Source organism: Streptomyces sp. NPDC020875 (genome assembly GCF_040641415.1).
Taxonomy (GTDB): domain Bacteria; phylum Actinomycetota; class Actinomycetes; order Streptomycetales; family Streptomycetaceae; genus Streptomyces.
In genome coordinates this window covers 97,010-120,923 of the sequence record NZ_JBFADP010000012.1, presented here as the reverse complement: position 1 = coordinate 120,923, position 23,914 = coordinate 97,010, and the positions used below count along the sequence as shown (strand labels likewise).

The 23,914-nt window shown below is 72.0% G+C and carries 19 protein-coding genes and 1 pseudogene; 5 read left to right on the top strand and 15 right to left on the bottom strand.

Going from position 1 to position 23,914, the window contains the following annotated elements:
- Positions 1-79: 79 nt before the first annotated feature.
- From AB0G74_RS09530 to AB0G74_RS09510, 5 genes are all read right to left on the bottom strand, one after another.
- On the bottom strand, positions 80-739 hold the full coding sequence (locus AB0G74_RS09530) for a tetratricopeptide repeat protein (protein WP_361142519.1): 660 nt from the start codon (positions 737-739) through the stop codon (positions 80-82).
- 102 nt (positions 740-841) lie between these two features.
- On the bottom strand, positions 842-1,930 hold the full coding sequence (locus AB0G74_RS09525; protein WP_361142517.1) for a branched-chain amino acid aminotransferase: 1,089 nt from the start codon (positions 1,928-1,930) through the stop codon (positions 842-844).
- Between the two features lie 270 nt (positions 1,931-2,200).
- Entirely contained in the window at positions 2,201-3,244 is a 1,044-nt protein-coding gene (locus tag AB0G74_RS09520) for a 3-isopropylmalate dehydrogenase (RefSeq protein ID WP_361142514.1), read from the bottom strand.
- Positions 3,245-3,331: 87 nt separating this feature from the next.
- Positions 3,332-3,481: a hypothetical protein gene (locus tag AB0G74_RS09515; protein ID WP_361142511.1), complete on the bottom strand. Its 150-nt coding sequence runs from the start codon at positions 3,479-3,481 to the stop codon at positions 3,332-3,334.
- 268 nt (positions 3,482-3,749) lie between these two features.
- Positions 3,750-4,634, bottom strand: a complete 885-nt coding sequence (locus tag AB0G74_RS09510; protein ID WP_361142508.1) for a helix-turn-helix transcriptional regulator — start codon at positions 4,632-4,634, stop codon at positions 3,750-3,752.
- Between the two features lie 157 nt (positions 4,635-4,791).
- Between AB0G74_RS09510 and AB0G74_RS09505 the strand changes: the two are divergent.
- Positions 4,792-5,674 (top strand): annotated as a pseudogene (locus AB0G74_RS09505) (NAD(P)-dependent oxidoreductase).
- A 49-nt stretch (positions 5,675-5,723) separates the two neighbouring features.
- Here the strand turns inward: AB0G74_RS09505 and AB0G74_RS09500 are convergent.
- Positions 5,724-6,308, bottom strand: coding sequence for a GNAT family N-acetyltransferase (locus AB0G74_RS09500; RefSeq protein WP_361142507.1), 585 nt, complete (start codon positions 6,306-6,308; stop codon positions 5,724-5,726).
- Positions 6,309-6,546: 238 nt separating this feature from the next.
- Positions 6,547-6,996 carry a hypothetical protein gene (locus AB0G74_RS09495; RefSeq protein WP_361142504.1) on the bottom strand — a complete coding sequence of 150 codons (450 nt, stop codon included), beginning with the start codon at positions 6,994-6,996 and terminating at the stop codon, positions 6,547-6,549.
- Between the two features lie 184 nt (positions 6,997-7,180).
- Here AB0G74_RS09495 and AB0G74_RS09490 point away from each other — a divergent pair, with 184 nt between their 5' ends.
- Positions 7,181-7,705: an SRPBCC family protein gene (locus AB0G74_RS09490; protein WP_361142502.1), complete on the top strand. Its 525-nt coding sequence runs from the start codon at positions 7,181-7,183 to the stop codon at positions 7,703-7,705.
- A 94-nt stretch (positions 7,706-7,799) separates the two neighbouring features.
- The gene (locus tag AB0G74_RS09485) at positions 7,800-8,114 is read left to right on the top strand and encodes a metalloregulator ArsR/SmtB family transcription factor (RefSeq protein WP_361142579.1); all 315 of its coding nucleotides are present in this window, start codon (positions 7,800-7,802) and stop codon (positions 8,112-8,114) included.
- Positions 8,115-8,265: 151 nt separating this feature from the next.
- Here AB0G74_RS09485 and pruA read toward each other — a convergent pair whose 3' ends face one another.
- Both pruA and AB0G74_RS09475 read right to left on the bottom strand, forming a co-directional pair.
- A complete protein-coding gene (gene pruA / locus AB0G74_RS09480) occupies positions 8,266-9,906 on the bottom strand; it encodes an L-glutamate gamma-semialdehyde dehydrogenase (protein ID WP_361142499.1) in 1,641 nt (546 codons plus the stop codon).
- A 48-nt stretch (positions 9,907-9,954) separates the two neighbouring features.
- A complete protein-coding gene (locus AB0G74_RS09475) occupies positions 9,955-10,881 on the bottom strand; it encodes a proline dehydrogenase family protein (RefSeq protein ID WP_361142496.1) in 927 nt (308 codons plus the stop codon).
- 190 nt (positions 10,882-11,071) lie between these two features.
- On the opposite strand from AB0G74_RS09475, the gene AB0G74_RS09470 reads away from it, so the two are divergent.
- On the top strand, positions 11,072-12,379 hold the full coding sequence (locus AB0G74_RS09470; protein ID WP_361142493.1) for a helix-turn-helix domain-containing protein: 1,308 nt from the start codon (positions 11,072-11,074) through the stop codon (positions 12,377-12,379).
- A 316-nt stretch (positions 12,380-12,695) separates the two neighbouring features.
- On the opposite strand, the gene AB0G74_RS09465 is transcribed toward AB0G74_RS09470, so the two are convergent.
- Positions 12,696-13,268: a TetR/AcrR family transcriptional regulator gene (locus AB0G74_RS09465; RefSeq protein ID WP_361142490.1), complete on the bottom strand. Its 573-nt coding sequence runs from the start codon at positions 13,266-13,268 to the stop codon at positions 12,696-12,698.
- 138 nt (positions 13,269-13,406) lie between these two features.
- Between AB0G74_RS09465 and AB0G74_RS09460 the strand changes: the two genes are divergently transcribed.
- Positions 13,407-14,984 carry an MFS transporter gene (locus AB0G74_RS09460; RefSeq protein WP_361142487.1) on the top strand — a complete coding sequence of 526 codons (1,578 nt, stop codon included), beginning with the start codon at positions 13,407-13,409 and terminating at the stop codon, positions 14,982-14,984.
- Positions 14,985-15,107: 123 nt separating this feature from the next.
- On the opposite strand, the gene serA is transcribed toward AB0G74_RS09460, so the two are convergent.
- The 5 genes from serA to AB0G74_RS09435 form a co-directional block, all read right to left on the bottom strand.
- Positions 15,108-16,712: a phosphoglycerate dehydrogenase gene (gene serA, locus AB0G74_RS09455; protein ID WP_361142484.1), complete on the bottom strand. Its 1,605-nt coding sequence runs from the start codon at positions 16,710-16,712 to the stop codon at positions 15,108-15,110.
- A 286-nt stretch (positions 16,713-16,998) separates the two neighbouring features.
- Entirely contained in the window at positions 16,999-18,000 is a 1,002-nt protein-coding gene (gene ilvC, locus AB0G74_RS09450) for a ketol-acid reductoisomerase (protein ID WP_361142481.1), read from the bottom strand.
- A gap of 131 nt (positions 18,001-18,131) precedes the next feature.
- Positions 18,132-18,659, bottom strand: a complete 528-nt coding sequence (gene ilvN / locus AB0G74_RS09445) for an acetolactate synthase small subunit (protein ID WP_358825067.1) — start codon at positions 18,657-18,659, stop codon at positions 18,132-18,134.
- Positions 18,660-18,688: 29 nt separating this feature from the next.
- Entirely contained in the window at positions 18,689-20,548 is a 1,860-nt protein-coding gene (locus AB0G74_RS09440; protein WP_361142477.1) for an acetolactate synthase large subunit, read from the bottom strand.
- Between the two features lie 288 nt (positions 20,549-20,836).
- Positions 20,837-23,770 (bottom strand): EAL domain-containing protein, encoded by a 2,934-nt coding sequence (locus AB0G74_RS09435; RefSeq protein ID WP_361142474.1) that lies wholly within the window; start codon positions 23,768-23,770, stop codon positions 20,837-20,839.
- Positions 23,771-23,914 lie beyond the last annotated feature (144 nt).

Here is a 23,914-nt window from a genome sequence, read left to right as displayed (position 1 = left end):
GCCCGATCGTGGGCTGTTGCCGGGTCACGCGGTGAATCCCGCCACCCCCCGCGAAGATCGTCCGGGCGTCGGCGAAGGGTCAGGCGGGATCCACCGGCGGAAGGGTGTGGTCGGGGTCCGCCGCGTAGAAGGCGAGGGCCCGCTCGTAGCCGCGGACGGACGGATCGTCGCTGGTCCTGGCGAGCAGTTCGAGCAGCAGCCGGACGGACTCCCGGTGGCGGCCGGTGTTGTAGAGCGCCAGGCCGAGAAAGGCCCGCAGCCCGCCGTGGCCGGGGAAGGCGGCGACCCCGGCGCGCAGGGTCCGCTCGGCTTCCGCGTACCGGCCCAGTACCCGATAGGTACTGCCGAGACCGAGATACGCCTCCGCCCGGTCGGCCTCCCCGAGCCCGGAACCGGAACCGGAGCCGCCGGGGCCCGGGGCGCCGCCGAGGGCGAGGGCGCGTTCGTAGTAGGGCACCGCCTCCGCCTCGCGTTCGAGGACGTCGTGCGCCCAGGCCGTGTGGTACGCCACCTCGGCGTCATCGGGCAGCCGCCCGGCCAGCTCCACCAGCAGCAGCCGGGCCCGCTCCCGCTCCGCCGGGTCGCCGCCGTCGCGCAGCCGGATCGCGGTGGCCAGTTCGCCGTCCCGGTCCGGAGTCCTCACCCGGTCCGGCGCCGGCTCCCCCGCCGTCCGCCCCTCGCCCGTACCGCTGTTCGTACCGCCGCCTGTACCGCTTTCGTCGTGCCCCGATGCGATCATGCCCCCATCCTCGCCGGAGCGGGGACGGGGGCACGACCCTCGAAGGTGAGATTCCGGTACGGCTCCGGCGAGGCGCCGGGGCCGTACGGCCGGATCGGGGGATCAGCCCAGCCGGTGGGTCCAACCGTGCGGGTCGGGCGCGGCACCGGTCTGGATGTCCAGCAGCGCCTTGCGGAGCTTCAGGGTCAGCTCGCCGGGCTCGCCGCCGCTCTGGAGCCATTCGCCGGACGCGGACTTGACCCGGCCGATCGGGGTGATGACGGCCGCGGTGCCGCAGGCGAAGACCTCGGTGAGGGTGCCGTTCTCGGTGTCGCGCCGCCACTGCTCGGTGGAGATCCGGCCCTCCTCGGCGGTCCGGCCGAGGTCGGCGGCGAGGGTGAGCACCGAGTCGCGGGTGATCCCGGCGAGCAGGGAGCCGGTCAGTTCGGGGGTGACGATCCGGTCCCCGTACACGAAGTACAGATTCATCCCGCCCATCTCCTCGACCCAGCGGTGCTCCAGCGCGTCCAGCCAGACGACCTGGTCGCAGCCCTCACGGGCGGCCTCGGCCTGGGCCAGCAGGGACGCCGCGTAGTTGCCGCCGGTCTTGGCGAAGCCCATGCCGCCGGGGACGGCGCGGACGTAGTTCTCGGAGAGCCAGACGGAGACGGGCTTGATCCCGCCGGTGAAGTAGGCCCCGGCCGGGGAGGCGATCACGACGAAGAGGTACTCGTTGGCGGGGCGGACCCCGAGCCCGTTCTCATTGGCGATCATGAACGGCCGTAGGTAGAGGGATTCCTCGCCGCCGTGCGGCGGGACCCATGCCTCGTCCTGCCGGACCAGGGCGTCGCAGGCGGCGATGAACAGCTCGTCCGGCAGTTCGGGCATCGCCAGCCGGCGGGCGGAGATCCGGAACCGCTCGGCGTTCTTCTCCGGGCGGAAGGTGGCGACGGTCCCGTCGGGACGGCGGAACGCCTTCAGTCCCTCGAAGATCTCCTGCGCGTAGTGCAGGGTCATATTGGCCGGGTCGATCGAGAGCGGGGCGTACGGCGCGAGCTGGGCGTCGTGCCAGCCCCGGCCCTCGGTCCACTTGATCGTCACCATGTGGTCGGTGAAGTAGCGGCCGAATCCCGGGTCCTTCAGGATCGTCTCCCGTTCGGCCGCGGGCAGCGGACGGGCGGAGGGCTTCAGCTCGATCGTGGGCGTCGTCATGAGTGCAGTGTCCTTCACCTTGATGTGGTGGACCGCGCACGTCCGCTTCGGCGTCGGCAGCTGGTGCTAGGACGTCCGAGCATTCCCGTGGGCCACGGCCCGGTTCGATTATCGCCCCCGGAGGGGGCCGCTCGAAACGGGTGGTACGGGACGAATGTGCGGTCCGGTGACCGGCCGGTCGGTTCGACGGGCCGGGGTCGCCCGGGGACCGCATGGAGAAGCCGCCGGGCGCTGTCTGCGACCCGGCGGCTTCGTGAGGGCGTCGTCGGGTCAGTCCGCTACTACGCGTACCGCGAGGGCGTCGCCGATCTCGTCCGTCGTACGGAAGGTTCCGTCGCGCTCGGCCAGGTCGGCGGAGACGGCCTCCTCGATCCGGGCGGCCTCGGGGTCGAAGCCGAGGTGGCGCAGGAGGAGGGCGACGGAGAGGATCGTGGCCGTCGGGTCGGCCTTGCCGGTCCCCGCGATGTCGGGGGCGGAGCCGTGGACGGGCTCGAACATCGACGGGAAGGAGCCCGTCGGGTTGATGTTGCCGGAGGCGGCCAGGCCGATTCCGCCGGTGACGGCGGCGGCGAGGTCGGTGAGGATGTCACCGAAGAGGTTGTCGGTGACGATGACGTCGAAGCGCTCCGGCTGGGTGACGAAGAAGATCGTCGCCGCGTCGACGTGCAGATAGTCGGTGGTGACCTCGGGGTACTCCTGGCCGACCCGGTCGAAGATGTTCTTCCAGAGGTGGCCCGCGTACACCAGGACGTTGTTCTTGTGGACCAGCGTCAGCTTCTTGCGGGGGCGGGCGTTGGCCCGCTCGTAGGCGTCGCGGACGACCCGCTCCACACCGTAGGCGGTGTTCAGGCTGACCTCGGTGGCGACCTCGGCGGGCGTACCGGTGCGCAGCGAGCCGCCGTTGCCGGTGTACGGGCCCTCGGTGCCCTCGCGGACGACCACGAAGTCGATCTCGGGGCGGCCCGCCAGCGGGGTCGAGGTGTTCGGGAAGAGCTTGGACGGCCGCAGATTGACGAAGTGGTCGAAGGCGAACCGCAGCTTGAGCAGCAGCCCCCGCTCCAGGACTCCGGAGGGCACGGAGGGGTCGCCGATGGCGCCGAGCAGGATCGCGTCGTGCCCCTTGAGCGCCTCCAGCTCCGCGTCCGGAAGGGTCTCACCGGTGCGGTGCCAGCGCTGGGCGCCGAGGTCGTACTCCTTGGTCTCCAGCTTGACGTCCTGCGGGAGGACTGCGGTCAGGACCTTCAGTCCCTGGGCGACGACTTCCTGGCCGATGCCGTCGCCGGGGATGACTGCGATGTTGAGGCTGCGGGGCATGTGGGCACCCTACTCGCCATCCCACCCCATGACACAGGCTGTCCATTTGCTGGACAGCCCGGCGAGTGGCCGACGGCGGTGGCGGTCTCAGTGTCCGGTGGCTCCGCCGTTGTCCCGGCGGTCGAGCGCGCGCTGGAGCGCCGCGGCGGCGTTGCGGCGGTCGGATTCGGCGGCACGGGAGCGGCGGACCCGGACCCGCTCGGGGCGGACGGTCTCGGCGGACAGGGTGGCGGACATGGCGATCGACTCCTTGGGGATCACGGGATCGCGGGAGATCACAGGGATGACGGGGGCGCCGGCTGGGGCGGCGAGACCGCCGGACAGGGGTCACCCGTCACAGGCGCGCACTCGGAACCGCCATTCGCTCGATCGAGCGGGACGTTCGGCTTCTACAAAGCTAGGGCAGCGACGCGCTCCTGTCTCCACAAGTAGTCGGACTTCCTACTATCTGAGACGGAGATCATGGAACCCGCAGGTCAGCGCCGAATTCCGATCATGGCGAGGATCACCCGAAGGGGTGATCCCGGAGGGCGGCGGCGCGCCCGGCCGGGGCCCGGTGTTCCGGGGCCGTGGACTGGAGGCCGACCGCACCCAGCAGTCGCAGCCGCTCGTACGCGGTCGTACCGGGCCTGGCGCTGTGCACGATCAGCAGGTGCCCCCGGCCGGTCCCGGCGAGTACGTCGCACTCCAGTTCCAGCACTCCGACCACGGGATGGACGAACCGTTTGGCCTCCGCGCGCCGGACCACCACCTCGTGGCGCTCCCAGAGGTCCGCGAACTCCGCGCTGCGGGCCCGCAGCCGGGCGACGAGCGCCGCGGGCCGCGGATCGCCGGGGCGGGCGGAGGCGACGGCCCTCAGCTGGGCGACATGGGCCCGGGAGTGCTCCTCGTGGTCCTCGGGCGGGAAGAGGTCCCGGACGGCGGGGTCCGCGAACCACTCCAGGACCACGTTGCGGCCGGGCCATCCGGGCCCGGTCAGCGCGTCGGCCATGGCGTTCTGGGCCAGCACCCCGCCCCAGTCGCTCATGACCTGCGCCGGTACGTCGTGGAGCCGGTCGAGGATCAGCAGCAGCCCGGGCGGAACGTGGTCGTCGGAGAACCGGTCGGCGCGTGGCGGCTGTTCGTCCGCGAGATGGAAGAGATGGTCCCGCTCGTCGTCACCGAGCCGGAGCGCCCGGGCGAGGGCGGTCAGCATCTGACGGGACGGGCGGGGGCCCCGGGCTTGTTCGAGCCGGGTGTAGTAGTCCGCCGACATACCGGTGAGCCGGGCCACCTCCTCCCGGCGCAGTCCGGGGGTCCGCCGCCGGGGGCCGTCCGCCAGCCCGACATCGGCGGGGCGGAGCCGGGCGCGGCTGCGGCGCAGGAAGTCGGCGAGCGCGGGACGGTCCATGAGCTACAGCATGCGCGGGGCGGGGAACCGGGGCCAGGGGCGAGACGGGGTCCGCCGGTCCCCCGATCGCCGGGGCTCTCCCACCGCCCGCCGGACCACGCGATCGTGATCGTGCCATGGACGCCGTGGCACGGAAGAACGGCCCGGGGAGAGACGGATGCTGATTTTGGTGACGGGTGCGACGGGTGAGGTCGGACGGCGGTTCGTGCCCCGGCTGATCCGGCGGACGGCGATATCCGGCGGGACGGTCCGGGTCCTGGCCCGGGACCCGGACCGCGCCGCCCCGCTGGCGGCGTCGGGCGCCGAGGTCGTCCCGGGCGATCTGCGGGAGCTGACCGGTGGGGGCGGCGGCGGGGTACGGGCGGCGCTGCGAGGCGCGACCGCCGTGGTGAATGTCGCGGCCGCGTTCCGGGGGGGTGCCCGACGACGAGTCGTGGGAGGTCAACCGGGACGCGGCGATCGCGCTCGCCGAGGCGGCGCTGGACGCCGGGGCGCCCCGTTTCGTCCAGGTGAGCACCAATCTGGCCTACGGTTCGGGGCGCGGCAGACCGCTCCGGGAGGACGACGAGACCGTGCCGGGCGGGCCGTTGTGGGGTCCGTATCCGGCCGCGAAGGCGGCGGCCGCCGAGGGGCTGCTCTCCCTTCACCGAGACCGGGGTCTCGACCTGCGGATCGGCCAGCTCTCCTTCGTCTACGGCGAGGGTGATCCGCATCTGGCCCAGTCCCTGCGGTGGGCCGGGGAATGGGCCGCGCACAAACGGGCCCAGCTGGTGCACCACGCGGATGTCGCACAGGGTCTGATGCGGTTGCTGTACGCCCCGGGGGCGGCCGGGCGGCGCTACTTCATCGCCGACGACTCCCCCGTTTCTGCGGTGGATCTGCATCGGCTGAACGGGGTGCCGCTGCCGGACGACCTGTACGGGCGGACCGACCCCGACCCCTGGCACGGGGTGGTGTCGACCGCCCGGATCCGTGACGAGCTGGGCTTCCGGCCGATCTATCCGTCGGTGTGGACGGCGCTGGACGCGGGGGCGCTCTGAGGGACGGCCGGCCGGAGACCGGAGGGGCGGCCGGGCCGGGCGGGACGGTTCACAGCACGTCGCCGTCCCGCCAGTCGAAGGCGAGGGCGTCCTCGGGGGCCGGGACGCCGCCCCAGACGTAGGTGGTGCCCTCCTCGTCGGCGAGCCGGACGAGCCCGTCGGGCGAGACGCCCTCGATCCGGCCGGTCCACGGCCACCAGCCGCGGGCGCGGTAGAGCGCGGCCCCCTCCTCGGAGGCCGAGAGGGCGCCGAAGTCGTAGGCGCGGGCCACGATCTGTTCGAGGGCGGCCATCACCCGGCCGCCCAGTCCCTGCCGGCGCCGGTCGGCCCGGACGGCGAGGGCCTCCACATAGCCGATCCGGAGCCAGCGGCCGCCGTGCAGTACCCGGCGCATGATCACGGAACCGTGGGCGATCAGCCGTCCGTCGGCGTCGTGGATGACGGCGTGCATCCCGCCGAGGCCGTGTTCGAGGTCCTCGTCGGAGAAGTCCCCCTCGAACGCCTCGTCCATCAGGGCGCGGATCGCGGCCAGTTCGGCGGGGGTGAGCTGGAAGGTGTGGAGCACGGAGAGCGGCTCGGCAAGGGCGGGCGCCGCCGGGTCGGCGGCGGACAGGGCGTCAGGCGTGATCGGCATGGCAGCAGCCTGACAAGAAACCCGCGGTCCGGCCGCGATTTTCCGCTCCGGCCGCGCGCCGTCCGGCTCGATCCCGCCCCTCCGGAGCGGCCCGGCGCCCCGGGTACGCCCCGGAGCGCCCTGGCCTCGCGGGGCGCGTCCGTCGCCCGGGAAGTACCGGACCAGCGGGCCCGTGGCCGGGACGGGCCAGGCCCTCATGCCCGTGGCCGGGACGAACCGGATCCTCGGGCCGTACGGCTCAGCCGACGACCGGGACGCACCAGCCGGGGCAGCGGAGCCCGATGGCCTGGACATAGCCGCCGGAGCGTCCCAGACCGTGGTCCACCCGGGCCGCGCCCGGCAGATACGGCACCACCTCGGCCCTCGGCCGTCCGAAGAGGTCGACGCCCTGATGCACCACCGGGACCAGGGCGGGCCCGGTGGGCTCCCCGCCCGTCGCGTCCGTGCCCCGGGCGAGCTGGACATAGCCGACTCCCCCGGCGCGCGGCCCGTCCGCCGCGCCCCAGACGCTGAGGGTCAGCCCCAGATACTCGCCGGTGAAGGCCCACGCGGTCCCGGCGACGGCGCCGATCCGGACTTCGCAGAGCATCGAGACGGCCCACTGCGCCGCGTAGCCGCTCATGCCGAACCGCAGGGTGCCCGCGTGATGCGGGAGCACCAGTCCGGTTCCGGGCAGGAGGACGAACACCCTCCAAGTCAACCACCGCCCCCCGCCCGGTTCCTGGGATTACGGCACGTTGTCCGGTACTCCACAGCCGGGCCGGATCGCGGCACCGCATCCCGACACGCGCAATCGATTGGTTGCGCCACTCTCTAGAAAGTGCAACCATGAGGTAGCACGTCAGTGAGACTGTTCGACAGGAGGCATCGCCATGACCGAGACGTCCGCCACCGGCCCCGAGCGGGACCGGATCGAGAAGGAGATCGTGATCGACGCGTCGCCGGAGCGCGTCTGGACGGTGCTCACCGAGCCCGTGCACGTAGGGAAGTGGTTCGGGCAGGGCGATCCGGCGCCGGTGGATCTGCGGCCGGGCGGGACGATGCTCCTGGACCACGGGGAGTACGGGCGGTTCCCGACCACCATCGTGACCGTCGAGCCGCCGCGCCGGTTCGCCTACCGCTGGGCCTCGGCCTATCCGGACGAGCCCGCCACCGAGAAGAACTCGACCCTGGTGGAGTTCACCCTCGCCCCGGCCGGGGACGGCACACTGCTCCGGGTCGTGGAGACCGGGTTCGCGGGTCTCTCGATCCCGGCGGAGCGGCTGGAAACGGCGTCGTACGAGAGCCATGACGGCGGCTGGGCGGGCCAGGTCGTCAACATCAAGAATTACGCGGAGACCGGGAGCACCGAGGGTGTGACCGGGGGCGAGTGCCCGGACGCCGGGACGGACGGGTGAGAATCACCGTATGACTGGAGGCAGCGGCAGCCCGGCCGGTCCCGGATCCCGCCCGGCCGGGACCACGACCGGGACCACGGAGACGGCGGACGCCATGTCCGAGGTGCTGTCGGCGCTGGCGGACCCCACCCGCCGCCGGATCCTCGACGGTCTGGCCGACCACGGCAGCGCCACGGCCACCGTCCTGGCGGCCGAACTCCCGGTCAGCAGGCAGGCGATCGTCAAGCATCTGGGGATCCTGTCCCGGGCCGGTCTGGTCGGCGGGCGGCGGGCCGGGCGGGAGACCCGGTACACGGTGCTGCCCGCCCGGCTGGAGGAGGCGGCCCGCTGGATGGCCCGGGTCGCCTCGGACTGGGACTCCCGGCTGACCACGATCAAGCGCCTCGCGGAGTCCCCCCGTACGGACTGACCGGCCCGGCCCCGCGCGTACGACTCCGTACGCCCGGGGCCGCCCGGGGCCGTACGCCCCGGGAATGGAAACCGCCCCCGTTCCGGCGTGGGGGCCGGAGCGGGGGCGGTGTCTGCGGGGCTTCCCGGGGCCCGGTCGGGCCCGTACGGGATCAGCCCATGTGCGGGTAGCCGTACTCGGTCGGCGGTACCAGCGTCTCCTTGATGGCGCGGGTCAGCGTCCAGCGCATCAGGTTCTGCGGGGCGCCCGCCTTGTCGTTGGTGCCGGAGGCGCGCCCGCCGCCGAAGGGCTGCTGGCCGACGACGGCACCGGTCGACTTGTCGTTGATGTAGAAGTTGCCCGCGGCGTACCGCAGCTTCTCCATCGTGTGCGCGGCGGCGGCGCGGTCGTTGGCGATGACCGAGCCCGTCAGGGCGTACGCGGACACCGACTCCATCTGGTCCAGCATGGCGTCGTAGCCCTCGGCCGACTCGTCGTCGTAGACGTAGACCGCGAGGATCGGGCCGAAGTACTCGTCCGTGAAGACCTCGTTGCCCGGGTCGGTGCAGCGGATGACCGTCGGGCGGACGAAGTAGCCGACCGAGTCGTCGTAAGTACCACCGGCGATGATCTCGCAGGTCGGGTCGGCGGCGGCGCGGTCGATCGCGGCCTTGTTCTTGGCGAAGGCGCGGTCGTCGATCACGGCGCCGATGAAGTGCGACAGCTCGGTGACGTCGCCCATGGCGATCCCGTCGACCTCGGCCGCGAACTCCTCCTTGAAGCCGGAGTCCCAGATCGAGGCGGGGATGTACGCCCGGGAGGTGGCCGAGCACTTCTGGCCCTGGAACTCGAAGGAACCGCGGGTCAGCGCCGTCTTCAGGATCGCGCGGTCGGCGCTCGGGTGGGCGACGACGAAGTCCTTGCCGCCGGTCTCGCCGACGATCCGCGGGTAGGAGCGGTACTTCTCGATGTTGTTGCCGACCGTCTTCCACAGGTGCTGGAAGGTGCGGGTCGAGCCGGTGAAGTGGATCCCGGCGAGGTCGGGGTGGTTCAGCGCGACCTCGGAGACGGCGATGCCGTCACCGGTGACCAGGTTGATGACGCCCTTGGGCAGCCCGGCCTCCTCCAGCAGCCGCATCAGCAGCACGGCGGCGTGGGTCTGGGTCGGGGACGGCTTCCAGACCACCACATTGCCCATCAGGGCGGGGGCGGTGGGCAGGTTGCCCGCGATGGCGGTGAAGTTGAAGGGCGTGATCGCGTAGACGAAGCCCTCCAGCGGCCGGTGGTCCAGCCGGTTCCAGACGCCCGGCGAGTTCGCCGGGGGCTGCTCGGCCAGCAGGTCGCGGGCGTAGGCGACATTGAACCGCCAGAAGTCGACCAGCTCGCACGGCGTGTCGATCTCGGCCTGCTGGGCGGTCTTGGACTGGCCCAGCATGGTGGAGGCGGCCAGCGTCTCGCGCCACGGTCCGGCCAGCAGCTCGGCGGCCCGCAGGATGATCGCGGCACGGTCGTCGAAGGACATCGCGCGCCAGGCCGGGGCGGCGGCCAGGGCCGCGTCGACGGCGTCCCGGGCGTCCTGCTCGGTGGCCCCGGCGAAGGTGCCGATGACGGCCCGGTGGTTGTGCGGCTGGACGACGTCGACCCGCTCGCCGCCGCCCATCCGGCGCTCGCCGCCGATAGTCATCGGCAGCTCGATCGGGTTCTCGGCCAGCTCCTTGAGCTTCGCCTCCAGGCGGGCGCGCTCGGGGCTGCCGGGCGCGTAGGAGTGGACCGGCTCGTTGACCGGCGCGGGGACCTGGGTGACAGCGTCCATGGGTGCCGACTCTCCTTCGTTCGTGGCGTGCGTGGTTCGGGGGCTCGGTCAGCCGCGGGTGGCGAGGGAGCGGAGGAAGAACGCCAGGTTGGCGGGGCGCTCGGCGAGCCGGCGCATGAAGTAGCCGTACCAGTCGGTGCCGTAGGCGATGTACACCCGCATCCGGTGGCCCTCGGCGGCCAGTCGCGCCTGCTCGGCCTCGCGGATGCCGTACAGCATCTGGAACTCGTAGTCGTCGAGCTTGCGGCCCGCCCGGCGGGCCAGCTCCTGGGTGATGGAGATGATGCGCGGGTCGTGGGACCCGATCATCGGGTACCCCTCGCCCTCCATCAGGATCCGCAGGCAGCGGATGTACGCCTTGTCGACCTCGGCCTTGTCCTGGTAGGCGACGGTCGCGGGCTCCTTGTAGGCGCCCTTGACCAGCCGGACCCGGGAACCGGCCTCGGCGAGCATCCGGCAGTCGTCCTCGGTGCGGAAGAGGTACGACTGGACGACGGCGCCGGTCCGGGGGAAGCGCTCGCGCAGATCGGCGTGGATCGCCAGGGTGGAGTCGACCGTGGTGTGGTCCTCCATGTCCAGGGTGACCGTGGTGCCGATCTCGGTGGCCGCCTCGACGACCGGGGTGACGTTCCGCAGGGCCAGGTCGTGGCCGCCGGGCAGCGCCTGGCCGAAGGACGACAGCTTCACCGACATCTCGGCGCGCTCGCCGAGGCCGAGCGGCTTCAGCGCCTCGATCAGTTCCAGATAGGCGTCCCGGGCGCGCAGCGCCTCCGCCGGGTCGGTGATGTCCTCACCGAGGACGTCGAGGGTGACCTCCAGGCCCCTGGCGGCCGTTTCGACGACGACGGGGACCGTCTCGTCGACGTTCTCGCCTGCGATGAAGCGATTGACCACCGGCTTGGTGACCGGAGCGGCCGAGATGACACGGCGCATCTTGTCGCTGCGCGACGCGGCGAGAATCACGGGACCCAGCACGGGGACCTCCACGGATGATGTACGAGCAGGCCGCCCGGATCGCGGGGAAGTCGATCCGGAACGGCACGAGGAACCACCGTGAAATCTAAGGATCGCTCCGATCCTCGGCCATCGACAGCTGTCACGCATCCGTGGCCGGGATCTCAGACATTTGTCTGAAGGCCGGGCCGCGGCGTGCCAGAATGTCCGGGTGAAGGGCGATTACCAGGACCTCGTCGACGAGATCTCGGCACTGCTGGCGGCCCCGGCGACGCTGGAGAACCGCGACTTCGGCCTGATCGCCTTCGGCGCCCAGGACGACGACAGCGCCTTCGACGAGACCCAGCTCGACCCGGTCCGTACCCGCTCGATCCTGACCCGCCGCTCCACCCCCGCGGTCCGGGCCTGGTTCGAGGGGTTCGGGATCACCCGGGCGACCGGACCGGTCCGGATCCCGGCCGCCCCGGACGCGGGGGTCTACCGGGACCGGATCTGCCTGCCCGTACGCCATCGGGGTGTGGTCCTCGGCTACGTCTGGCTGCTGGACAGCACCCCCGGCCCGACCGACGAGCAGCTGGCGGCGGCGATGGAGGTGGCCGCCCGGATCGGCACCCTGCTGGCGGACGAGGAGCGGGCCGATACGGATGTGGCCCGGGAGCTGCGGGCGGCGCTGACGGCGGAACGCGGCTGGCAGTACGACATGGCGGTGGCGGCGCTCCGGACGGCCCTGGGCGGAGTGGGCCGGTCCGCGGACGGGCCGCACGCGGTGGTCTGTGTGGCGCCCTGGCCGTCGCCGGACGCGCCGTCGGCCCGGTCGCTGCCGTCGGTCGCCGCCCTCTGCACCCTGACCGTGCCGTGGGCCCCGTCGCCGGTGTCCCGTACGGCCCCCGGCGACGGCGACGAGACCGGCGAGGGGCCGTCGTCCCGGGTCCTCGCGGCGCTGGTACGGCTCCGCTCCGGCGATGCCACGGGACCGGCGCTGGCCGTCGCGGAGCAGCTGACGGGCGGCGCGGGTACGGGCCCGGGTACGGACCCGGCCCGGGGCCCGGGGCCCTCCGGGGCGCCCGGCGGCTCCCGCGGGCGTACTCCCCCGGCCGCCGCGCCCGCCCCGGCGGCAGGGGTCGCGGCCCCGCGCAGCGGGCTGACCGGGCTGGGCGCCGCCTGGTACGAGGCGACCTCGGCGGCCCGCGCGGCCCTCGCCCGGCCCGGGGCCCCGAAGATCACCGAGTGGCGGGAGATCGGCCCGTACCGGATGCTCACGGCGCTCGCGGACGGCCCGGCGGCCGACGACCCGGCGGTCCGGCCGCTGCTCGCCCCGGCCCACCGGGAGCTGGCCAGGACCGCCGAGGTCTTCCTCGACCACGCGGGCCAGGCGAGCCGGACGGCCGCCGCGCTCGGGATCCACCGGCAGACCCTCTACTACCGGCTGTCCCGGGTGGAGCAGCTCACCGGTCTCGACCTGGCGGACGGCGAGGACCGGCTGCTGCTGCACATGGCGCTGAAGACGGCCCGGCTGTAGCCGCGGCGGCCGGTGAGCCCGTAGGGCGTGTTTCGAAAGTAGCGCCGTCCGCCCGAAGGGCGGGGCCCGCGGCGTCCGGTGCGTGCAATCGCGATGGCGGTGGGGGTCCCCCCGGCGAAGCCAGGGGGCGGTCGCCCTCGTACTGGACGTACTTGGGCGATCCCGGCAACGCTGGGGGCACCCCCGTGCCCGAAGGGCTACGGGGGAGAGTGTGCGTGCCGGGCGTCGCGGGCCAGGCGGGACTTTCGCAACACGCCCTAGGCGTACGTCCGCCGGTACGTCTCCGAGCGGGGCCGTACGCCGCCGGGCGCGGCGGCTACGTCCCGATACCCGCCAGCGCCTTCAGGCCCTCCGCCAGATCGTCCGCCGTGGGGGCCGTGTCCGGGTCCACCAGCCACTGGGTCATCACACCCGCCACCAGCGCCTGGGCGAGGAGTCCGGCGCCCCGGGCGCGGTCGGGGTCGCCCTTGGCGTCGATCCCGCCGAAGAGCTGGGCCAGCTCGTCCCGGCCGCGTACCTGCCAGCCGCGTACCGCCTCGGCCAGCTTCTCGTCCTCGTCGAGCCGGGCCACCACCTCGATCTGGAGCTTCCACAGCGCGCGATGGGCGGGGAACCCGGCGACGACCCGCTCCCAGACCGCTTCGAACCGCTCGGGTCCGGTCCCGGGCAGTCCGGCCGCGTCGGCGGGCCGGTCCACCGAGTCGCCCCAGGCTTCCATCAGTGCGAGGAACGCGGCCTGCAACAGCGCTTCCTTGGAGCCGTAGTGGTAGCCGATGGAGGCGAGATTCGTCCCGGACGCGGCGACGACGTCGCGTGCGGTGGTCCGCGCGTACCCCTTCTCCAGCAGGCAGCGCTTGGCACCTTCGAGCAGATCCTCACGATGTCCCATGCCCGGCAGGGTACCGCCGCCCGAACGGCCCGCAGGACCCCGCTGGGACAACCGTCCCAGACGTTCGTCCCATACGGACGTACAGAATCTATACGAGCGTCATAGACATATGTTTAAGACGCTTGTATGGTCCCCTCCATGCCGAACTCACCCGCCGCCGCGGGGGAGCCACGGGCTGGCCGACGCGAATGGACCGCCTTCGTCGTCCTGCTCCTCCCCCTGCTCCTGGTCTCGATGGACGTCTCCGTCCTCTACTTCGCGATCCCCGCGATCAACCGCGAACTGGACCCCGACGGCGCCCAGCAGCTGTGGATCCTGGACAGCTACGCCTTCGCCCTCGCCGGACTGCTGCTCACCATGGGGTCGCTCGGCGACCGGATCGGCCGCCGCAGACTGCTGATGGCCGGGGCCGCCGCGTTCGGCGCCGCCTCCGTACTGGCCGCCTACGCCGACACCGCCGAGACCCTGATCGCGGCCCGGGTCCTGCTCGGCATCGGCGGCGCCACCCTGATGCCGAGCACCATGGCCCTGGTCCGCACCCTCTTCCGGGACGCCCGGCAGCGGACCCTCGCGATCGGTATCTGGTCCAGCACCCTGGCCACCGGCGTGGCGCTCGGCTCCGTCCTGGGCGGGGTGCTGCTGGAGCGCTTCTGGTGGGGCTCCGTCTTCCTGGTGAACGTCCCGGCGATGGCGCTGCTGCTGGTCCTCGCGCCCGTACTCGTACCGGAGTCGAAGGACCCCGCGCCCGGCCCCTTCGATCTGCCGAGCGTGCTGCTGTCGGCGGGCTCGGTCCTCCCGGCCGTCTACGGGCTCAAGGAGATCGCCGCCGAAGGACCCGAACCGGCCGCCGTGCTCTGCCTGTTCGCCGGTACGGCCGTCGGCGCGCTCTTCGTCCACCGGCAGCGCACCCGCCGGGACGCCATGATCAGCCGGGACCTCTTCGTAGACCGGATCTTCGGACGGAGCGCCGCCCTGCTGCTGACCGGGGTCTTCGCCCTGATGGGAACGGCCTACTTCACCACCCAGTATCTGCAGTCGGTGCTCGGCCTGGGCCCTTTGGAGGCGGCGCTGTGGAGCGTCGTACCGGCGGTGCCCGTCGGCGCCGCCGCCCCTGCCGCCGGGGCGCTCGCCCGGCACCTCCCCCGGCGGGCCGTCGTCTGCGGCGCCTTCCTGCTCGCGGCGTCCGGCTTCGCCGCCCTCTCCCTCGCCGGTACGGACCAACTGGCCCTGGTCCTGGTCAGTACCTCGGTCACCGGGTCCGGCCTGGTCTCCGTACTGGCGCTGATGAACGACCGGGCGCTGTCGGCCGCGCCGCCGGACAAGGCGGGGGCCGCGGCGTCGCTGCTGGAGACCGCGACCGAGTTCGGCGGCGCCCTCGGGATGGCCGTTCTCGGTTCGATCGGTACGGCGGCCTATCGCGCCGGTGTCGAGGGGACCGCCCCTGACGGGCTGCCCCCGGGAGCGGCGGAGACCGCCCGGGAGACCCTCGGCGGCGCGGTGGCCGTCGCCGGGCGGCTCCCCGCCGAACTGGGCGGACCGCTGCTGACCGCCGCCCGGGACGCCTTCGTGGACGGGATGCGGCTGGCGGCCCTGAGCACGGCCGGGCTGATGGTCTGCGCCGCCGTACTCGCCGTGGTGCTGCTGGGCCGGGAGCGGACTCCCCGGCACGAGAGCCCGGGCCCGGACGCCGTACCCGAACCGGCCGCCCGCCCCTGAACCCCGATCGTGAGAACGCGTCCGGGCCCGGCTCGTTTCAGGCGAGCCGGGCCCGGAGGTGGAAAGACCGCTGCCGACCTGACCGGGTCGAGGGGATCGACCCGGCCGGCGGGATCAGCCGGATCAGTCGGACAGGTCGACCGAACGGGCCGAGGCCGCGCCGATCTCCTCCGCGATCTCGGTGACCACGGGCTGCGGCACCGAACCGTCGACGGTGAGTACGACCAGCGCCTCGCCGCCCTCCTCGGCCCGCGAGACCTGCATCCCGGCGATGTTCAGCCCGGCCTCGCCCAGGATCCGGCCGACCGTACCGACCACACCGGGCCGGTCCTCGTACCGCAGGACCAGCATGTGGTCGGCGAGGGCCAGATCCACGTCGTGGTCGCCGATACCGACGATCTTCTGGACGTTCTTCGGACCGGCCAGCGTGCCGGAGACCGCGATCTCCTCGCCGCCGCCGAGCGTGCCGCGCACGGTGACCACATTGCGGTGGTCCGGCGACTCCGAGCTGGTCGTCAGCCGGACCTCGACCCCCCGCTCCTGGGCGAACAGCGGGGCGTTGACATACGACACGGTCTCGTCGACGACGTCCTCGAAGACACCCTTGAGCGCGGAGAGTTCCAGCACCTTGACATCGTGCTGGGTGATCTCGCCGTACACCTCGACATCGAGCCGGACCGCGACCTCGCCCGCCAGGGCGGTGAAGATCCGGCCGAGCCGCTCGGCCAGCGGCAGCCCCGGCTTGACGTCCTCGGCGATCACGCCGCCCTGGACGTTGACCGCGTCCGGCACCAGCTCACCGGCGAGCGCCAGCCGGACCGAACGGGCCACCGCGATCCCGGCCTTCTCCTGCGCCTCGTCCGTGGAGGCGCCCAGATGCGGGGTACAGACCACCTGGTCGAACTGGAACAGCGGGGAGTCCGTGCACGGCTCCTTGGCGTAGACGTCGAGGCCCGCGCCCGCGACCCGGCCCTCCTTGAGCGCCGAGGCCAGCGCCTCCTCGTCGACGATCCCGCCACGCGCGGCGTTGACGATCCGGACGGTCGGCTTCACCTTGTGCAGCGCCTCGTCGCCGATGAGCCCCAGGGTCTCCGGGGTCTTCGGCAGATGGACGGTGATGAAGTCGGCGACCTCCAGCAGCTCGTCCAGGGAGAGCAGCTTCACCCCCATCTGCGCGGCACGGGCCGGCTGCACATAGGGGTCGTACGCCACGATCTTCATCCCGAACGCGGACATCCGCTGGGCGACCAGGACACCGATCCGGCCGAGGCCGACGACGCCCAGGGTCTTCTCGGCCAGCTCGACACCGGTGTACTTGGAGCGCTTCCACTCGCCGTTCTTCAGCGCCGTGTTGGCCTGCGGGATATTGCGGGCGGTGGCGATCAGCAGACCGCAGGCCAGCTCGGCGGCGGTGACGATGTTCGAGGTGGGCGCGTTGACCACCATCACACCGGCCTTGGTGGCGGCGGAGACGTCGACATTGTCCAGACCGACCCCGGCGCGGGCGACCACCCTCAGCTTCTTCGCGGCGGCGATGGCCTCGGCGTCCACCTTGGTCGCCGAACGGACCAGGATCGCGTCCACATCGGCGATCGCGGGCAGCAGGGCCGCGCGGTCCGCGCCGTTGCAGTGCCGGATCTCGAAGTCCGGACCGAGCGCGTCCACGGTGGCGGGAGACAGCTCTTCGGCGATGAGTACGACAGGTTTACGGGCAAGCTCAGCGCTCACGTGAGTCCTCACAAGTCCAAGGGGTCCCGGCGGTGCCCGAAGGGCCCCGCGGGAGTCGGCCGTCCCGACGGCCGCAGGCGGTGGAGGGGCTAGCCGCGTGGAAGACGCACGACGTTGTGGGCCTGACGCGTGTTGTTGAGAAGTGTAGTGCCGCCCCGGGGGGAGTCATGCGCCTTCGCGGCAGGATCACCCGTCCGAGGCCGCCGAACCGGCGGGTACCGGTGACGACGGAGGGCCGGAGCCCCCGGGATGTCCTCCCGGGCGCCTCCGGCCCTCCGCCCGCGGCTCACGCCTCGTCGTTGTCGACCCAGCTCATGAGCTTCCGCAGCTCCTTGCCCGTGGTCTCCAGCAGGTGGTTCTCGTCCTGCGTCTTGTACTCCTGGTACTTCTTCAGACCGCCGTGGTACTCGTCCATCCAGTTCTTGGCGAAGGTGCCGTCCTGGATCTCGGTGAGGACCTTCTTCATCTCCGCCTTGGTCTGGTCGGTGATGATCCGCGGGCCGGTGACGTAGTCGCCCCACTCGGCGGTCTCGGAGACCGACCAGCGCATCTTCTCCAGGCCGCCCTCGTACATCAGGTCGACGATCAGCTTCAGCTCGTGGAGGCACTCGAAGTAGGCGATCTCCGGCTGGTAACCGGCCTCGACCAGGGTCTCGAAGCCCGCCTTGACCAGGGCCGCCGTACCGCCGCAGAGCACCGCCTGCTCACCGAAGAGGTCGGTCTCGGTCTCCTCGGTGAAGGTGGTCTTGATGACCCCGGCCCGGGTGCCGCCGATGCCCTTGGCGTACGAGAGCGCCAGCTCGAACGCCTTGCCGGAGGCGTCCTGCTCGACCGCGGCGATACACGGGACGCCGCGGCCCTCCTCGTACTGGCGGCGGACCAGGTGGCCCGGGCCCTTCGGGGCGACCATGGCGACGTCGACCCCGGCCGGGGGCTTGATGAAGCCGAAGCGGATGTTCAGGCCGTGGCCGAAGAAGAGGGCGTCGCCGTCCTTCAGGTTCGAGGCGATGGACTCCTCGTAGACCTGGGCCTGGATCGGGTCCGGCACCAGGATCATGATGACGTCGGCCTCGGCGGCGGCCTCGGCGGGCGTCACCACGCGCAGGCCCTGCTCCTCGGCCTTGGCCTTGGACTTGGAGCCCTCGTGCAGACCGACACGGACGTCGACACCGGAGTCCCGGAGCGACAGCGCGTGGGCGTGGCCCTGGCTGCCGTAGCCGATGACCGCGACCTTGCGGTTCTGGATGATGGAGAGGTCGGCATCGTCGTCGTAGAACAGCTCGGCCACTGGGATATCTCCTTGAGTGCTGATGGTGCGTCCCACCGTACGGCGGGGAGGGGAAGGGCTGACGGGGGGTCTCGCGATACGGGCGCGGAACCGGGGTGGTACGGGCCGGGGGCGGGGCCCCCGGCCGGGGATCAGGCCGAGCGGTCCAGGGCCCGCAGGGACCGGTCCGTGATGGACCGGGCGCCGCGCCCTATGGCGATCGTGCCGGACTGGACCAGCTCCTTGATGCCGAAGGGCTCCAGCATCCGGAGCATCGCCTCCAGCTTGTCGCTGGACCCGGTGGCCTCGATGGTCACGGCCTCGGGTGCGACGTCCACGGTCTTGGCGCGGAAGAGCTGGACGATCTCGACGATCTGGGACCGGGTCTCGTTGTCCGCCCGGACCTTCACCAGGACCAGTTCGCGCTGGATCGCGGCGCTGGGTTCCAGCTCGACGATCTTCAGCACATTGACCAGCTTGTTGAGCTGCTTGGTGACCTGCTCCAGCGGAAGCTCGTCGACATTGACCACGATGGTGATCCGGGAGATGTCGGGGTGCTCGGTGACACCGACGGCGAGCGAGTCGATGTTGAAGCCGCGGCGGGAGAACAGGGCGGCGATCCGGGCGAGGATGCCCGGGGTGTTCTCCACCAGGACGGAGAGCGTGTGCTTGGTTGACATGGGTGGGTCTTCCGTCTCTCTCTGCTCGCTCAGTCGTCTTCGCCGTCGCCGAAGTCGGGGCGGACCCCGCGGGCGGCCATGACTTCGTCGTTGGAGGTGCCGGCCGCGACCATCGGCCAGACCATGGCGTCCTCGTGGACGATGAAGTCGACCACGACCGGCCGGTCGTTGATGGAGTTGGCCTCGGCGATCACCCGGTCCAGGTCCTCGGGGGACTCGCAGCGCAGGGCGTAACAGCCCATGGCCTCGGAGAGCTTGACGAAGTCCGGGACGCGGGTACCGGCGCTCGGCGCGTCACCGGCGGCGTCGGGGCCGGAGTGCAGCACGGTGTTGGAGTAGCGCTGGTTGTAGAAGAGGGTCTGCCACTGCCGGACCATGCCGAGGGCGCCGTTGTTGATGATGGCGACCTTGATCGGGATGTTGTTCAGGGCGCAGGTGGTCAGTTCCTGATTGGTCATCTGGAAGCAGCCGTCGCCGTCGATGGCCCAGACCGTACGGTCGGGGGCCCCGGCCTTGGCGCCCATGGCGGCCGGGACGGCGTAGCCCATGGTTCCGGCGCCGCCGGAGTTGAGCCAGGTCGCGGGCTGCTCGTACTGGATGAAGTGGGCGGCCCACATCTGGTGCTGGCCGACTCCGGCCGCGTAGATGGTGTCCGCCGGGGCCAGCCGGCCGATCCGCTCGATCACCTGCTGCGGGGCGAGGCTGCCGTTACCGGGCTGCTCGTAGCCCAGGGGGTAGGTGTCCCGCCAGCGGTTGAGGTCCTTCCACCAGGCGGAGTAGTCGCCGCGGCGGCCCTCGCTGTGCTCGGCCTGCACCGCCTGGACCAGATCGGCGATGACCTCGCGGGCGTCGCCGACGATCGGGACGTCGGCGGTCCGGTTCTTGCCGATCTCGGCCGGGTCGATGTCCGCGTGGACGATCTTGGCGTACGGGGCGAAGCTGTCCAGCTTGCCGGTGACCCGGTCGTCGAAGCGGGCGCCGAGGGCGACGATCAGATCCGCCTTCTGGAGCGCGGTGACGGCGGTGACCGAGCCGTGCATGCCCGGCATGCCGACATGGAGCTGATGGCTGTCGGGGAAGGAGCCGAGGGCCATCAGGGTGGTCGTGACCGGCGCCCCGGTCAGCTCGGCGAGGACCTTCAGCTCGGCGGTGGCACGGGCCTTGATGACCCCGCCGCCGACATAGAGCACCGGCCGCTTGGCCTCGGTGATCAGCCGGGCGGCCTCCCGGATCTGCTTGGCGTGCGGCTTGGTCACCGGGCGGTAGCCGGGCAGGTCCTGGGTGGGCGGCCAGCTGAAGGTGGTCCGGGCCTGGAGGGCGTCCTTGGCGATGTCGACCAGGACGGGTCCCGGGCGGCCGGTGGCGGCGATGTGGAACGCCTCGGCGATCGTCCGCGGGATGTCCTCGGCCTTGGTGACCAGGAAGTTGTGCTTGGTGATCGGCATGGTGATGCCGACGATGTCCGCCTCCTGGAAGGCGTCCGTACCGATGGCGTGGGAGGCCACCTGACCGGTGATCGCGACCAGCGGCACCGAGTCCATATGCGCGTCCGCGATCGGGGTGACCAGATTGGTCGCCCCCGGGCCCGAGGTGGCCATGCAGACCCCGACCTTGCCGGTGGCCTGGGCGTATCCGGTGGCCGCGTGGCCAGCGCCCTGCTCGTGGCGGACCAGGACGTGGCGCACCTTGGTGGAGTCCATCATCGGGTCGTAGGCCGGGAGGATGGCCCCGCCGGGGATGCCGAACACGGTGTCGGCGCCGACTTCCTCGAGCGAGCGGATGAGGGACTGCGCACCTGTGACGTGCTCGACCGCGACGGTCGGCGCTCCGCCCGTACGGGCGCGCGGCTGGGGATGATGGGCCCCGGTGGCCTGCTCGGTCATCGGCATTCTCTTCTCGAAGCAGAGGGTTCGCGGAGGGGGACTGCGGGTGCTGCTGATACTGCGGAAGGCTAGGGAGTCTTCCAGGGAGTTCGAGCGGTTTTCTGCCGCTTGGCTCCGGTTCGCCGCCCGGTGCCGGTGCAACAAAAAACCCCTCGTGCCGTGAGGCAAGCGAGGGGAGCGCGTCGGGAGGAGTCTGCGGGATCCTGGTGGGAAACCCGCTCAGCCGACGCGCTGTCCAAGTACGAGAATTCGGGTGCGCATGGCATTGACCCTCCCCCCGACGCGCTGTCACTGTCAAGCCGGTGGGACGCGCGTCTCATTATGTGAGCCGTTGCGCAGCCGGAACGAGCCACCGGCCGCGCCCCCCGTCAGGGCGGGCAGAGCGATCTCCCCCGTCACCGGATAGTCGTCCCTGACCAGGGCGCGGCGCAGCCGGTACTCGTCCAGGGCGCCCGCGAAGGCGGCCCCCTGGCCATGGGTGCAGCCCATCGCCCGCAGGGCGAGCACCTGCTCGGGCAGGTCCACCCCCTCGGCTACGGACTCCATACCGAGGTCGCCCGCGATCGCCAGCAGCCCGCTGGTGATCTTGTACTGCCGGGAGGACTCCACGATCCCGTCGACCAGCCCCCGGTCCAGCTTCAGTACGTCCAGCGGAAGCCGCCGGAGCGCGCCCATGGCGGCATAGCCGCCGCCGAAGCCGTCCAGGGCGATCCGGACGCCGATTCTGCGCAGCGCCATCAGCCGCTGCTCCAGCTCGTCCAGGGACGCCCGGGTGTCCTGATGGATCCGGGGGTCGTGGTCGGACAGCTCGATGGTGAGCGCCCCCGAGGACAGTCCGTGCCGGGCCAGCAGCCGCTCGACGCTGCCGGGTGGCAGGGACCGGTCCAGCAGCCTGCGGGTGGAGACCCGTACCGTCACCGGGACGTGGTGGCCGCGTCTGCCGCGCTCGGCGGCCTGCGCCACGGCCTCGTCCAGCAGCCAGCGGCCCAGTTCGTCCGCCCGGTCGCCGTCGCCGGAGACCCGCAGGAACTCGGCGGGGGTGAAGAGGATGCCATGGGCGGAGCGCCAGCGGGCCTGGGCGGAGACCGCGTCGATCCGGCCGCTGGCGAGATTGACCACGGGCTGGTGGAGCAGGGCGAACTCGCCCTCGTGGAGCGCCGTACGCAGCCGGGCGGCGAGTTCCGTCCGGCGGACCACCTCGGCCTGCATCTGAGGGGCGTACAGCTCGACCCGGTCCTTGCCCGCGGCCTTGGCCCGGTACATGGCGAGGTCGGCGTTGCGCATCAGCCCGGAGGGACTGATCCCGGGCTCGGCGAAGGCGACGCCGATGGAGGCGGCGACCCGGACGTCCTGGCCGTCGATCCGGTACGGCTGGGAGAGGGTGAGCCGCAGCCGGTCGGCGATCTCCACCACCTGGGCCTCGCGGGACGCCCGGTCGCGGGTGCCGTCGCCGAGGATGAGGGCGGCGAACTCGTCGCCCCCCAGCCGGGCCGCGGTGTCGCCGGACCGGACGGACTCGGCGAGCCGTCCGGCCGCGGCGATCAGCAGTTCGTCACCCGCCTGGTGGCCGAGCCGGTCGTTGACGCCCTTGAAGCCGTCGAGATCGATGAAGAGCACGGCCGTACCGATGTCGGGGGCCCGCCGACCGCCGATGGCCCGGTGGACCCGCTCGGTGAAGAGGGCCCGGTTGGGCAGATCGGTCAGCGGATCGTGTTCGGCGCTGTGCTGGAGCTGGGCCTGGAGTCTGACCCGTTCGGTGACGTCCCGGCTGTTGAAGATCAGCCCGCCCTGATGGCGGTTGACGACGGACTCCACATTGAGCCACTCGCCGTCGCCGGAGCGGAACCGGCACTCGATCCGGGTGGTGGGCTCGTCCGCCGGGGAGGCGGCCAGGAATCGCCGCACCTCGTGGACGACCCGCCCCAGGTCCTGCGGATGGACGAGACAGGCCAGTTCGGAGCCGGTCAGCTCCTCGGCGTCCCGGCCGTAGACACCGGACGCGGCGGGACTGACGTACCGCAGTATCCCGGACGGCGCGGCGATCATGATCACATCGCTGGACCCCTGGACGAGGGAGCGGAAGTGGTTCTCCTTCTCCGCCAGTTCGTCGGTGAGAGCCATGTTGTCCTGGAGCATGATCCCCTGCCGGACGACCAGGGCCAGGACGACCGTACAGGCGGTGAGGACCACGAACAGGTCGACCCGGCGGCCCTCCACCACGTGGAAGAGGATCCCCAGCGTGCAGACGGCGGCGGCCAGATAGGGCGTGAGCGCCGGGAGGGAGCCCGCGACCGGCCGTCCGGGCTGTCGCGGCGGGCGGACGGGCTCGGGGGGTCTGCGGGCGCCCCAGGGGGCGTAGGCCAGCAGCAGCGAACCGGCGAACCAGCCCGCGTCCAGCAGCTGGCCCGAGCTGTAGTTCTCCCGCAGCAGCGGGGAGGTGAAGAGCGCGTCCGAGACCACCGTGAGCGCGAGCGCCGCGACGGCCGTGTTCACCGCGGAGCGATGCCCGCCGAACCGTCGCAGGTGCAGCGCCAGCACCATGCTGACCAGCACGATGTCCAGCATCGGATAGGCCAGTGAGAGCGCCGCGGGCGCCACGCTGCGGCCCTGGGCGTTGGCCGTGTGGGCGAGCGCCAGACTCCAGGAGAGGGTCAGCAGGGAGCCGCCGATCAGCCAGGAGTCGAGGGCCAGACAGACCCACCCGGCCCGGCTCACCGGCCGCTTCGCCAGCACCAGGAGCCCGACGATCGCGGGCGGCGCGAAGCAGAGGAAGAACACATCGGCGACGGACGGGCTCGGCACGGGCTCGTCCAGCACCACCTCGTACCAGCCCCAGACGGCATTGCCGATCGCCGCCATCAGGGACGAGAGCGCGAACAGCAGCCAGGCCGGACGGAGCCGGGCCGGCATCCGGCGCGCGTAGCAGAGACAGGAGACCGCGGCGATCAGCGCCGCCGCGCTCAGTCCGAAGTCGCCCATGATCAGGGCGAGTTCGCGCGAACCCCAGCCGAGCGTGGCGCCGACGGCATAACCCGAGCAGACGACGGCCAGCAGCAGCGGGGTGAGGATTCCACCACCCGGCGACGGCGCGGTCCGGCGCGCCTTGACGGCGGTCACCGGACCGCTCCCCTGATGATTGATCCCGGAGGGTGCGAACAACGCGCCCGGACATTCCACCCGGGCCGTCGGTGGCGCCCCCGCCGCGCAGGATCCGTGGTCCGTAGCCATTGGCCGTACATCGCCCGTCGCCCCCCTCGAAATCCGATCGGCAGTCGGGCCGTCACACTGCACCACCCCATGCGGGTGCGGCCCCCAAGTCGGGACTTTACACCAGCACCGTCACTCAGGGACATAGCACCTCTACACACAGTG

Excerpts from the sequence above, each read along its gene's own strand:
- AB0G74_RS09530 (WP_361142519.1), bottom strand. The coding sequence starts at position 739 with ATGATCGCATCGGGGCACGACGAAAGCGGTACAGGCGGCGGTACGAAC.
- AB0G74_RS09525 (WP_361142517.1), bottom strand. The coding sequence starts at position 1,930 with ATGACGACGCCCACGATCGAGCTGAAGCCCTCCGCCCGTCCGCTGCCC.
- AB0G74_RS09520 (WP_361142514.1), bottom strand. The coding sequence starts at position 3,244 with ATGCCCCGCAGCCTCAACATCGCAGTCATCCCCGGCGACGGCATCGGC.
- AB0G74_RS09515 (WP_361142511.1), bottom strand. The coding sequence starts at position 3,481 with ATGTCCGCCACCCTGTCCGCCGAGACCGTCCGCCCCGAGCGGGTCCGG.
- AB0G74_RS09510 (WP_361142508.1), bottom strand. The coding sequence starts at position 4,634 with ATGGACCGTCCCGCGCTCGCCGACTTCCTGCGCCGCAGCCGCGCCCGG.
- AB0G74_RS09500 (WP_361142507.1), bottom strand. The coding sequence starts at position 6,308 with ATGCCGATCACGCCTGACGCCCTGTCCGCCGCCGACCCGGCGGCGCCC.
- AB0G74_RS09490 (WP_361142502.1), top strand. The coding sequence starts at position 7,181 with ATGACCGAGACGTCCGCCACCGGCCCCGAGCGGGACCGGATCGAGAAG.
- AB0G74_RS09485 (WP_361142579.1), top strand. The coding sequence starts at position 7,800 with ATGTCCGAGGTGCTGTCGGCGCTGGCGGACCCCACCCGCCGCCGGATC.
- pruA (WP_361142499.1), bottom strand. The coding sequence starts at position 9,906 with ATGGACGCTGTCACCCAGGTCCCCGCGCCGGTCAACGAGCCGGTCCAC.
- AB0G74_RS09465 (WP_361142490.1), bottom strand. The coding sequence starts at position 13,268 with ATGGGACATCGTGAGGATCTGCTCGAAGGTGCCAAGCGCTGCCTGCTG.
- AB0G74_RS09460 (WP_361142487.1), top strand. The coding sequence starts at position 13,407 with ATGCCGAACTCACCCGCCGCCGCGGGGGAGCCACGGGCTGGCCGACGC.
- ilvN (WP_358825067.1), bottom strand. The coding sequence starts at position 18,659 with ATGTCAACCAAGCACACGCTCTCCGTCCTGGTGGAGAACACCCCGGGC.
- AB0G74_RS09440 (WP_361142477.1), bottom strand. The coding sequence starts at position 20,548 with ATGCCGATGACCGAGCAGGCCACCGGGGCCCATCATCCCCAGCCGCGC.
- AB0G74_RS09435 (WP_361142474.1), bottom strand. The coding sequence starts at position 23,770 with ATGGCTACGGACCACGGATCCTGCGCGGCGGGGGCGCCACCGACGGCC.